The sequence below is a fragment of the Chelativorans xinjiangensis genome, assembly GCF_009812055.1.
GTDB classification, from domain to species: domain Bacteria; phylum Pseudomonadota; class Alphaproteobacteria; order Rhizobiales; family Rhizobiaceae; genus Chelativorans; species Chelativorans xinjiangense.
Map to the genome: position 1 here is coordinate 1 of NZ_WQNH01000002.1, position 11802 is coordinate 11802.

Annotated in this window: 6 protein-coding genes; 5 read left to right on the top strand and 1 reads right to left on the bottom strand. The window is 64.1% G+C overall.

The window, feature by feature from the left end; translation table 11 throughout:
• Positions 1-209: 209 nt before the first annotated feature.
• Positions 210-1157 carry an IS110 family transposase gene (locus GM910_RS01765; RefSeq protein WP_201285390.1) on the top strand — a complete coding sequence of 316 codons (948 nt, stop codon included), beginning with the start codon at positions 210-212 and terminating at the stop codon, positions 1155-1157.
• Between the two features lie 183 nt (positions 1158-1340).
• Here GM910_RS01765 and GM910_RS01770 read toward each other — a convergent pair whose 3' ends face one another.
• The gene (locus GM910_RS01770; protein WP_159585785.1) at positions 1341-3941 is read right to left on the bottom strand and encodes an Rne/Rng family ribonuclease; all 2601 of its coding nucleotides are present in this window, start codon (positions 3939-3941) and stop codon (positions 1341-1343) included.
• Between the two features lie 673 nt (positions 3942-4614).
• Between GM910_RS01770 and GM910_RS01775 the strand changes: the two genes are divergently transcribed.
• The 4 genes from GM910_RS01775 (at position 4615) to glmS (ending at position 11759) form a co-directional block, all read left to right on the top strand.
• Positions 4615-5814 carry an N-acetylmuramoyl-L-alanine amidase gene (locus tag GM910_RS01775; RefSeq protein ID WP_246225831.1) on the top strand — a complete coding sequence of 400 codons (1200 nt, stop codon included), beginning with the start codon at positions 4615-4617 and terminating at the stop codon, positions 5812-5814.
• 207 nt (positions 5815-6021) lie between these two features.
• A complete protein-coding gene (locus tag GM910_RS01780; protein ID WP_159585786.1) occupies positions 6022-8475 on the top strand; it encodes a penicillin-binding protein 1A in 2454 nt (817 codons plus the stop codon).
• Between the two features lie 132 nt (positions 8476-8607).
• Positions 8608-9736, top strand: a protein-coding gene (prfB, locus tag GM910_RS01785) for a peptide chain release factor 2 (RefSeq protein WP_159585787.1) whose coding sequence is annotated in 2 segments (ribosomal slippage) — positions 8608-8673 and positions 8675-9736 — 1128 coding nt in all. Because the reading frame shifts where the segments join, the coding sequence is not laid out codon by codon here.
• A gap of 199 nt (positions 9737-9935) precedes the next feature.
• The gene (gene glmS / locus GM910_RS01790; protein ID WP_159585788.1) at positions 9936-11759 is read left to right on the top strand and encodes a glutamine--fructose-6-phosphate transaminase (isomerizing); all 1824 of its coding nucleotides are present in this window, start codon (positions 9936-9938) and stop codon (positions 11757-11759) included.
• Positions 11760-11802 lie beyond the last annotated feature (43 nt).

Genomic DNA, 11802 nt, shown 5'->3' on the forward strand with positions numbered 1-11802 from the left:
TGCTTGTCTTATGACTTTTTCCGCCGAACGGGCGAATAAGGGACCGCTGGGAGAGGGTAGCCGCCCTCCCTCAGCGGCGAGGGTCGGATCGTTGAAATGCGGACCGTTCGACGGGTCGAGCTAGAGTGAGATCGCCCTCGTCTTTCCCTTGAGGCCTGAACGGATACCCGCAGTTCGGCTGCGGACGACAAGCACAGGACAAGCGAAAGATGACCAATGATACCATCGGCGTCGACATCTCGAAAGACCATCTCGACGCCCACCGCGTGAGCGACGGCGCAAGCCGGCGTTTTGCCAATGACAGCGCCGGACATCAGGCCTTTGTGGATTGGCAGGGCGGCCTCGAAGGCGTTCATGGCGTGCGCGCCGTCTACGAGCCGACGGGCCCCTATCACAGGGCCTTCGAGCGCAGGTTGGCGGCGGCGGGCTTCGCGCTGGTCAAGGTCAACCCGCGCCAGGCAAGACGCTTCGCCGAAGCCACGGGCACGCTCGCCAAGACCGACCGGCTGGACGCCGCCATGCTGGCCCGCATGGGCGCCCTGCTTGACCTTGAGGCACGGCCGGTGCGCAGTCCGGTCCTCAGCGATCTCAAGGACCTGCACATGGCCCGCCAGGCGCTGGTGAAGAACCGCACAGCGGCGAAGAACAGGGCAAAGAACCTGACCCTTCCCATCCTCAAACGCCACAACGCCGAGCAGCTCAGGCAGATCGAGCGCCAGATGGCGGCGATCGACAAGGAGATCATGGCGCTCATCCGGGCCGACCCGGACCTCGCCCGCCGCTTCGCCATCCTCGTCTCGATCCCGGGCATCTCGGCAATCACCGCCTTCGCCCTTCTCATCGACATGCCCGAACTCGGCACGCTCTCAAATGGTCAGGCAGCTTCACTCGCCGGTCTTGCTCCCATCGCACGACAGTCCGGGACATGGACCGGCCGCGCCTTCATCCGCGGCGGCCGGGCCAATGTCCGCCAGGCGCTCTACATGCCCGCCCTCGTCGCCATGCGCTTCAATCCGGACCTCAAGGCAAAATACGACCAGCTCAAAGCGGCCGGCAAAGCCCAAAAAGTCGCCATCACAGCAATCATGCGAAAGCTCGTCCTGCTCGCAAACGCCCTGCTCAGAGACAGCCGAAAATGGACGCCTGCCCTTCCTTGACCAACACGGATACTCTAGACGAAAGCTCGTCCTGCTCGCAAACGCCCTGCTCAGAGACAGCCGAAAATGGACGCCTGCCCTTCCTTGACCAACACGGATACTCTAGAAAGTCAGCCCACAAGCTACTGATCTAGTGGGGCGATTTGTCCCGACAGATGGGTACCATCTGTCAGGATCGCACCACTAGAAGAAGCTCCTCCGCTGCCACCACCCCGTCTTGCGGGGCGCGTCCTTGCCCGTCTCTTCCGTCGAGGACACCACCGGCTCCTGGCTTTCCTGAGATGGCTCGGCGGCCTTGCGACGGGAACGGCGCGGTTTCTTGGCAGGCTCCTCGGCATCGGCCTGGCCGTTGGCCTCGGGAGCCGCTGCAGCGGTATCCGCCTGCGGGGCAGGTTCGGCAGCCGGTACCGTCTCCGCTTCGTCCTCCACCTTCTGCTTGGTGCGGCGCTGGCGCGGCTTCTTGGCCGGCTTCTCCTCGGCCACCTCCTCGCTTACCTCGGCTTGCGGGGAGGCCGCGGCTGCGACGGCGCCGGACTGAGCTTCCACGGGTTCGGCAGCGGGTTCGGCCGATGCAGTGTCGGCTTCCTCCGCCGCCGCTTCACCGGGTTCCTGCGCTTCGCGGCGGCGGCGTCCGCCTCGCTTGCCGCGGTGCCGCTTCTTGCGCTCCCCTTCGCCGTCCTCGTCCGTCGGCTCTTGCACCGCGCCATCCGGAGTTTCCTCCGGCTCCGCGCTTGTGCTCGCCTCCGCAACTGTCTCGGCGACCGGCTCTTCCCCGCCGCGGTCGCGGCCGCCACGCCGCCGGCGCCTGCGTTTGCGCTTGCGCGCCGGCGCATCGCCTTCCTCGCTGGCGGCGGAGGGCCGCTCCTCGGTCTCTTCAGGCTCCTCGCTCTCCTCCTCCACGTCCATCTCCTCAGGCTCCAGAACTGGAGGCGGCACGACGTTCAGATCCGGCAGGATCGGGCGCGTGGCGGCTTGTCCCTTGACGATCGCGTAGTGCTGGCCACCCAGTTCCTCGTCGGTTTCGACGGTGATCGTCACGCCGAAGCGGTTTTCCAGCTCGATCAGGTTGGAACGCTTGTGGTTGAGAAGGTAGAGCGCCGTGGAAGACGGCGTGCGCACGGTGATGTCGTTGCGCGCATCCTTCAGGAGAAACTCCTCGATGGAGCGCACCACCAGAAGCGCGACCGAGGATTCGGAGCGCACATGGCCGGTGCCGCCACAGTGAGGGCAGGGCTGCATGGTGCTTTCCAGCACGCTGGCCCGGATGCGCTGGCGCGACATTTCCAGGAGGCCGAAATGCGAGATGCGGCCCACCTGAATGCGGGCGCGGTCGTTCTTCAGGCACTCCTTGAGGCGTTTTTCCACCGCGCGGTTGTTGCGGTTCTCCTCCATGTCGATGAAGTCGATGACGATGAGGCCCGCAAGGTCGCGCAGGCGCAGCTGGCGCGCCACCTCTTCGGCGGCCTCCAGATTCGTCTGCAGCGCGGTGTCCTCGATGGAGTGCTCCTTGGTGGAGCGGCCCGAGTTGACGTCGATGGCGACCAGCGCTTCGGTCTGGTTGATGATGACGTAGCCGCCGGATTTCAGCGTCACCTGAGGCTGCAGCATCTTGTCGAGCTGCCCTTCGATGCCGTTGCGGGCGAAGATGGGAACCGTGTCGCGATAGGGCTGCACCACCTTGGCGTGGCTCGGCATCAGCATGCGCATGAAGTCCTTGGCCTCGCGATAGCCCTCCTCGCCGGAAACCAGGATCTCGTCGATGTCCTTGTTATAGAGGTCGCGCACGGAGCGCTTGATGAGGCTTCCCTCCTCGTAGACGAGGGCAGGGGCGATGGACTCCAGCGTCAGGCTGCGCACCTTTTCCCAAAGGCGCATGAGATAGTCGTAATCGCGCTTGACCTCCGCCTTTGTGCGGTTGGCGCCGGCGGTGCGCAGGATGACGCCCATGCCCTCCGGCACCTCGAGGTTCTTCACCACGTCCTTCAGGCGCTTGCGGTCCTGCGCATTGGTGATCTTGCGCGAGATGCCGCCGCCGCGTGCCGTATTGGGCATCAGCACGGAATAGCGGCCGGCCAGCGACAGATAGGTGGTGAGTGCCGCTCCCTTGTTGCCGCGCTCTTCCTTGACCACCTGCACGAGCAGTATCTGCCGCCGCTTGATGACTTCCTGGATCTTGTAGTTCCGGCGCACCGGGCGCCGGCGGTTCTGCGCCTCGTCGATCGCGTCCTCGGCGCCGACCGTGTCGACCTCCTCGTCGTCGTTCGTCTCATCGTGGCCGTTGGCGGACGGCGGCACCTCTTCCGAGATCGCCTCGCCCTGCACGGCTTCGGCCTGGGCCGGAACGTCGGCGGCAGCTTCCACCTCTTCCGCTGAGGCAGGCCCATTGTCCTGCGCCTCCGCCTTGGTGCCGCGACGGCCGCTGCGGCGGCGTTTCTTGCCGCGGCCGCTGGAAGCCTGGGCTTCCTTTTCCTCGGCTTCGTCGTCGGCCTTGGCCTCGTCGGCCTCCGCCTTCAGCAACGCCTGCCGGTCGGCAACCGGAATCTGGTAGTAGTCGGGATGTATCTCGCTGAAAGCGAGGAAGCCGTGGCGGTTTCCGCCATATTCGACGAACGCAGCCTGGAGCGAGGGTTCGACGCGGGTGACCCGCGCCAGATAGATGTTTCCTCGAAGCTGCTTCTTGTCCTGTGATTCGAAATCGAACTCTTCGATACGGCTACCGCGTACGACGACGACGCGCGTTTCCTCCTGATGGGAGGCGTCTATCAGCATCTTGTTGTTGGGCATAAAGTCTTGTCTCCCCGACACGATCCGGTTGCCGGGCGGGAGGGTAATGCCTTGGTGCCGCGCCGCATCGGATTGTCATGCCGGATAATTTGAGGGCTGCCGGCCCTGGCCTCCAAGCGACAGGAAGCCCGGCCGCCGCATCCTCGCTGCGGGAGATTCGGGGACAATTCCTGAGTGCGCTTAAAGCCATCGCATTGCCTGGCAGCACCGTTTCAACCAGGATCCGACTATCGGACCCGCTACTTTGCTCTGTTTCAAGAGCCGGCGCAGGATCTCGTCCCGGCCGTTTTCCTCACGTTAAGGGTTTCGGCATCGCCGCAAACACCTTGAAGAAATCCTTTTGAACCATCGTCTTCGCCCGCGTCGCGTCGGCTTCCGAAGCATTTGCCGGGAGCCCGCGCCTCTGGTGCCAAACGGCATCCGGAGACGGGCACTGTGACGGTTCAATGCCGCTTTTATGATTTGACACGAACCATGGCAACCCTGATTCCTTCGTCGGAAGATCATGCCGACGTTGCCTTGAAGCGGTCGAAAGGTTGGGGTAACCGCGCCCTGGCAACCGTGATCAAGGGGGCTCAAGGCAGGAGTGCGCGTGTCGAACCGGCAGAACGCAGGGCGGATCGGATGGCTCCGCTTCCCTTCATATAAGGGCGGCGGGGCCAAGTTGCCACCTATGTGGCTGCTGATGCGCCTCGCGCTGGCGCTTTTCGCTGCCTTTGTGCTGGCCGATTCGGCGGCGGCAGAGGAAAATCAGCAGCCCTTCAGCGCCTATGAGTACAAGATGGCGGGCGACCAGCAGCGCACGCGCATCGTGATGCACTTCGACCGCGAACCGGACGTCAACTGGTTCCTCCTGCGCGCGCCGCACCGGCTTGTCGTCGACCTGCCGGAGACGAAATTCGCCATCGACGAGGCGGAGCTCGCCCCGCGCGGTCTCGTGGCCAAAGTGCGCTACGGCAAGATGGGCGATGGTCATTCGCGCATGATCTTCACTCTGGAAGGCTCTTTCCTGCTCGACAATCTCGCCGTGCTCAAGAACGAAACCTCGCATGGCTACCGGCTTATCGTCGACCTGGTCTCGGCCTCGGAGGAAGCCTTCGAGACGGCGATGCGCGAGCGAATCACCGCCGCACCCGATGCCGGCACGGCTACCGGCACGCCAAGACCGCGACGTGACGACGACCGCTTCACCGTTGCGATCGACCCGGGGCACGGCGGCATCGACGCCGGCGCCAACGGCGCCAACGGCACCTTGGAGAAAACGATCACGCTGGCCTTCGGCCTGGAGCTCAAGAACAAGCTCGAGGAGACGGGGGAGTACAATGTCGTTTTGACGCGCGACACGGACATCTTCCTGCGCCTCGACGAGCGCGTGCGCATTGCTCGCGAGAACGATGCCGATCTCCTGATTTCCATCCACGCCGATTCGATCCGGCTGCGCGGCTTCGGCGGCGCCACCGTCTACACCCTGTCGGACAAGGCCTCGGATGCGGAAGCGGCGGCAACGGCGGCGCGCGAGAATTTCTCGGACGCGCTCGCCGGTATCGTGATGAAGGAGGAAAAGGACGATGTTACCGACATCCTCGCCGACCTGATTCGGCGCGAAACACATGCCTTCTCCATTCACTTCGCCCGCTCGCTGATCGGAGAGCTGACGGACACGGTCAACCTGGTCAACAACCCGTTGCGTTCGGCCGGGTTCCGCGTCCTTCGCGCGCCGGACATGCCTTCGGTGCTGCTGGAACTTGGTTATCTGACCAACCCGAAGGAAGAGGAGCAGATGCGCGACGCGGACTGGCGCGCGAGGGCGGCGGCCAACATCGTCGACGCAGTCGCCGTCTTTGCGGCGGTCAAAGCCAAGGCCGGAGGGTAGCGGACACGGCGCAAGCGTGGCAAAGACACCACGCCGGCTGCTTTTTTGCCGAGAACCGGCGTTTTGATTTTGCGATCGCCCAATTTTACCCACAAGAGGCGGGCAGAGACGAGAAATGGTGATACTTTTCCTCTCCGAGACAGTGACGCAGTCATTGCAGGGGCGGAGGTGTTTGGGTCGGACCTATTCGGCCACACTGGAGCGGGCATGGTACGTCTTCTAGGATATTTCTTCGGCATCGGCGTGGTTCTGGCGCTGCTGGCGGCGGCCGGCGTCGCCATCTATGTGGGCGACATCACCAAGGACCTTCCCGACTACGAGGTGCTGGCGCGCTACGAACCGCCGGTCACGACGCGGATTCATTCTTCCGATGGCGCGCTGATGGCGGAATTTGCCCGTGAGCGGCGCCTTTATCTGCCCATCCAGGCCGTTCCCGACCGGGTGAAGGCGGCTTTCCTTTCGGCCGAGGACAAGAATTTCTACAAGCATCCCGGCATCGACCCGATCGGCCTTACGCGCGCCATCGCCACCAATATCCAGAATATCGGCTCGGGGCGCCGCCCCGTCGGCGCCTCGACCATCACCCAGCAGGTGGCCAAGAACTTCCTTCTGACGTCGGACCAGACCGTCGAGCGCAAGATCCGCGAGATGATTCTCGCCTTCCGCATCGAGCAGGCCTACTCCAAGGACCGCATTTTCGAGCTTTATCTGAACGAAATCTTCCTCGGCCTCGGCTCCTATGGCATCGCCGGCGCCGCACTCACCTACTACGACAAGTCGGTCAGCGAACTGACCATTGCCGAGGCGGCATATCTCGCCGCGCTGCCCAAGGGGCCGTCCAACTATCATCCGTTCCGCAACACGGAGCGCGCCATCGAGCGCCGGAACTGGGTGATCGATCAGATGCGGGAGAATGGCTACATCACCGCGGAAGAGGCCGAGAAGGCCAAGGCGACGGACCTTGACGTCAAGCCGCGCCAGCGAGGCAGCTACCTCTTCGCCGCCGACTACTTCACCGAAGAAGCGCGGCGCGAGATCATTGCCCGCTACGGCGAGGACGCGCTCTACGAGGGCGGGCTTTCCGTGCGTACGACGCTCGACCCCGAGCTCCAGCTTTACGCCCGCAAGGCGCTGCAGAACGGCCTCATGCGTTACGACACGCTGCGCGGCTTCCGCGGCCCGGTCGACCATATCGACATCTCCGGCGACTGGGGCGCGCCGTTGGGCGAGATGAAGTCGCTGAGCGACGTCCCCGAGTGGCGCCTGGCCGTAGTGATCGAGGCTTCCGACAGCGCAGTAACGGTCGGCCTGAAGCCCGGCCGCGAGGTCTCCGGCGCACTGTCCAAGGAGCGCGAGACCGGCACGATCGAGCTCGAGGACATGACGTGGGCGCTGCGCCACGTTGTGGATGGCACGCGGGTCAAGGCGAGTTCACCCGCCGAGGTGTTGCAACCCGGCGATGTCGTCTATGTCGAGCCGAAAGGCGGAGACGAGCCCGGCTGGATGCTGCGGCAGGTCCCGGAGATCGGCGGCGCGGTTGTTGCCATGGACCCGCATACCGGCCGTGTGCTGGCCTTGGCCGGCGGCTTCTCCTTCGCGGCATCGGAGTTCAATCGCGCCACCCAGGCGCAGCGCCAGCCGGGCTCCGCCTTCAAGCCGATCATCTATGCCGCAGCGCTCGACAATGGCTATACGCCGGCCTCGGTGGTGCTCGACGCGCCCATCACCATCCAGATCGGCAACGAGATCTGGGAGCCGAAGAACTATGGCGGCAAGTTCGCCGGGCCGTCGACCCTGCGCGCCGGCATCGAGCGCTCGCGCAACCTGATGACGGTGCGGCTGGCCAACGACATGGGCATGAACCTGGTGGCCGAATATGCCGAGCGCTTCGGCCTCTACGATAAGATGCCGCAGCATCTGGCCATGTCGCTCGGCTCCGGCGAGACCACGGTGATGCGCATGGTCTCGGCCTATGCGGTGATGGCCAACGGCGGCAAATATATCGAGCCGTCGCTGATCGACCGCATTCAGGACCGCTACGGCAAGACCGTCTACAAGCATGACCGCCGCGAGTGCGACGGCTGTAATGCCGAGACTTGGGACGGGCAGGCGGAGCCGGAACTTGCCGACAACCGCGAGCAGGTGCTCGATCCCATGACGGCCTACCAGATCACCTCCATGATGGAGGGCGTGGTCACGCGCGGCACGGCGACGACCGTTTCCGAGCTCGGCTATCCCATCGCCGGCAAGACCGGCACCACCAATGACGAGAAGGACGCCTGGTTCATCGGCTTCACTCCCGATCTCGTGGTCGGTGTCTTCATGGGCTACGACCAGCCGCGCCCGATGGGCAAGGGCTCGACCGGCGGTGGCCTGGCCGCGCCGATCTTCAAGGAGTTCATGGCCTCCGCGCTCAAGGATGCCCGCAAGGTGGAATTCCGCGTTCCCGAAGGCATGAAGGTCATTCCCATCGACCGCAAGACCGGCATGCGCGCCCAGGCCGGGCAACCGGGCGTCATCATGGAGGCCTTCAAGCCGGGCACCGGTCCTGCCGATACCTATTGGGTCATCGACATGGAGGGTGCCGGCGGTGGACCTGCCAGAACCACCTCTCCCCAGGCAAACCGCGCCATCAATACAGGGGCCGGCGGGCTCTTCTGACGCAAAACACCAGCCCTCACGGCCGTTGGCGGCGGCGCGCTCGATGGGCGCGGCCGTCGGCGCTTTACAGCCCGCGCCCGCGCCCATAAGTTCCGCTCCGATTCAAAGATCACTTCCAGGAAAGAAGAAAGCATGCGTACCGAAACGGCAAATCTGGTCGACGAAATCAGGCAGGCCATAAGCCTGCTGAGGAGGTATCTTTGACTGGGACGAGGCGGTAAAGCGGCTCGACTATCTCAACACGCGCGCCGAGGAAGCCGACCTGTGGAACGATCCGCAGGAAGCCCAGAAGCTGATGCGCGAACGCCAGTCCCTGGAAGAAAATATCAATGCTATAAACGGGTTGTCGCAATCTCTTGACGACAACATCGAGCTGATCGAGCTCGGCGAGGAAGAGGGCGACCAGGCGGTCGTTGAAGAGGCGGAAACGGCCATTCGCTCGCTGCGCGGGGAAATCTCGGCGCGGCAGATGGAGACGCTGCTTTCCGGCGAGGCGGACGGCAACGACACCTATCTGGAGGTGCACGCCGGCGCCGGCGGCACGGAAAGCCAGGACTGGGCGTCGATGCTTTTGCGCATGTACACGCGCTGGGCCGAACGCCGGAAGATGAAGGTCGAGGTCCTGGAGGTCCACGGCGGCGAGGAGGCGGGTATCAAATCCGCCACCATCCTGGTGAAGGGCCGCAACGCCTATGGCTGGCTGAAAACCGAATCGGGCGTGCACCGCCTGGTGCGCATCTCGCCTTTCGACAGCAACGCCCGCCGTCACACTTCGTTCGCCAGCGTGTGGGTCTATCCGATGATCGACGAATCGATCGAGATCGACGTCTCCGAATCCGATGTGCGTATCGACACCTACCGCGCCTCAGGCGCCGGCGGCCAGCATGTCAACACCACCGATTCGGCCGTCCGCATCACGCACCTGCCTACCGGCATCGTGGTGCAGTGCCAGAAGGAGCGCTCGCAGCACAAGAACAGGGCCACCGCCTGGGATATGCTGCGCGCGCGCCTTTACGAGGAGGAGCTGAAAAGGCGCGAGGAGGCAGCGAGCGCTACCGAGGCCTCCAAGAGCGAGATCGGCTGGGGCCACCAGATCCGCTCCTATGTGCTGCAGCCCTACCAGCTCGTGAAGGACCTGCGCACCGGCACGGAAAGCACCAATCCGCAAGAAGTGCTCGATGGCGATCTCGACGGGTTCATGAAGGCTTCGCTGTCCCAGCGCGTCAGCGGCGAGGCTGGGGAGATCGCCGACCTTGAGTAGCGCCAGCGATGAAGGCATGAAACCAAAATTGCATTTGGATGATGCGGGCGACGCGGTAGCGCGGTATAGAGCCGGATAACGTCGATGGTGGGGTGCCGAACAGCATCACGTGGTCTGACCCAAACGGATGGTACCCATCCGTTTGGAAAAATCGCACCACTAGGACACAAACGCGTCCGAAAGAGGAGGCGGGGAAGAAATGTGTGGAATCGTTGGCATCGTGGGGCACACGCCGGTCGCGCCCCTGATCGTTGATGCGCTGAAGCGGCTGGAATACCGCGGCTACGATTCGGCGGGCGTGGCGACCATCGAAGACGGCCGGCTCGACCGTAGGCGGGCGGAAGGCAAGCTGGTCAATCTGGAAAAGCTGCTTAACGGGGAGCCGCTCGGCGGGCTGATCGGCATCGGCCACACGCGCTGGGCCACCCATGGCGTTCCCAACGAGACCAACGCCCACCCGCATTTTTCCGAGGACGTCGCGATCGTCCACAACGGCATCATCGAGAATTTCGCCGAGTTGCGCGGTGAGCTCGAGGCCGAAGGCTTTCACTTCACCTCCCAGACCGACACGGAGGTGGTTGCACACCTGGTAGCGCGCGAGATGCGGCGGGGAGGCAGTCCGCAGGAGGCGGCCTTTGCCGCCTTGAAGCGCCTGAATGGCGCCTTTGCTCTGGCCATCATGTTCCGTGGCGACGAGGATCTGATCGTCGGCGCGCGCAACGGTCCGCCGCTGGCTGTCGGTCATGGCGACGGCGAGATGTATCTCGGCTCCGATGCCATAGCACTCGCGCCTTTCACCGATTCCATCACCTATCTGGAAGACGGCGACTGGGTGGTGGTGCGGCGCTCCGGCATGGAAATCTTCAACATGTCCGGCAGCAAGGTCGAACGCCTGCGCCAGCAGTCGATCGGCACAAGCCTTCTGGTCGACAAGGGCAACCACCGCCACTTCATGGAGAAGGAAATCCATGAGCAGCCGGAGGTGATCGCGCACACGCTGGCGCATTACCTGGATTTCGCCGGCGGCGGTGTAAAGGCCTTCGCCACGCCCATCGACTTCGCCAGGATCGACCGTCTGGCCATCTCGGCCTGCGGCACGGCTTATCTCGCCGGCCTCGTCGGCAAGTACTGGTTCGAACGCTACGCGCGCCTGCCGGTGGACATCGACATCGCCTCCGAGTTCCGCTACCGCGAAATGCCGCTGTCGAAAGCGAGCGCGGCGCTTTTCGTCTCGCAGTCGGGCGAAACCGCCGACACGCTGGCCTCGCTGCGCTATTGCCGTAGGGAGGGCGTGCCGATCGCGACGATCGTCAATGTGCGCGATTCCACCATGGCGCGCGAGAGCGACGGTATTTTCCCGACCCTTGCCGGGCCGGAGATCGGCGTCGCCTCGACGAAGGCCTTCACCTGCCAGCTTTCTATCTTCGCCGCCCTCGCCGTGCGTGCAGGGCTGGAGCGGGGAACGCTTTCACCGGAGGAGGCCAGAGGCCTCATACGCGCGCTGTCGGAAACGCCGCGGTATGCCGCGCAAGCGCTCAAGCTCGAAGAGCGTATCGAGAAGGTGGCGCGCGAACTCTCGCAGGTGCGCCATGTGCTTTATCTCGGCCGCGATACCAACTATCCGCTGGCCATGGAGGGGGCACTGAAGCTCAAGGAGCTTTCCTACATTCACGCCGAGGGCTATGCGGCGGGCGAACTGAAGCACGGGCCGATCGCCCTTATCGACAAGCAGATGCCGGTGATCGTCGTCGCTCCGTGCGACCGCATCTTCGAGAAGACGGTTTCCAACATGCAGGAGGTGGCCGCGCGCGGCGGGCGCATCGTCCTGATCACGGACGAGGAGGGGGCGGCCCGCGCCTCCCTCGACAGTTTCGAGACCATCATCATGCCGACGGTGCCGGAACTTATCGCGCCGATCGTCTATGCGCTGCCGGTGCAGATGCTGGCCTACCACACAGCCGTAGCCATGGGCACGGATGTTGACCAGCCGCGCAACCTTGCCAAGTCGGTGACGGTGGAATAGGAAGCGCAAACTGTCTGGACGAGAGTAGTCTTCCTCGGGTAGT

Bases quoted from the DNA above. Each gene is read 5' to 3' on its own strand.
- GM910_RS01765 (WP_201285390.1), top strand. From the start codon at position 210: ATGACCAATGATACCATCGGCGTCGACATCTCGAAAGACCATCTCGAC.
- GM910_RS01775 (WP_246225831.1), top strand. From the start codon at position 4,615: ATGTGGCTGCTGATGCGCCTCGCGCTGGCGCTTTTCGCTGCCTTTGTG.
- GM910_RS01780 (WP_159585786.1), top strand. From the start codon at position 6,022: ATGGTACGTCTTCTAGGATATTTCTTCGGCATCGGCGTGGTTCTGGCG.
- glmS (WP_159585788.1), top strand. From the start codon at position 9,936: ATGTGTGGAATCGTTGGCATCGTGGGGCACACGCCGGTCGCGCCCCTG.
- GM910_RS01770 (WP_159585785.1), bottom strand. From the start codon at position 3,941: ATGCCCAACAACAAGATGCTGATAGACGCCTCCCATCAGGAGGAAACG.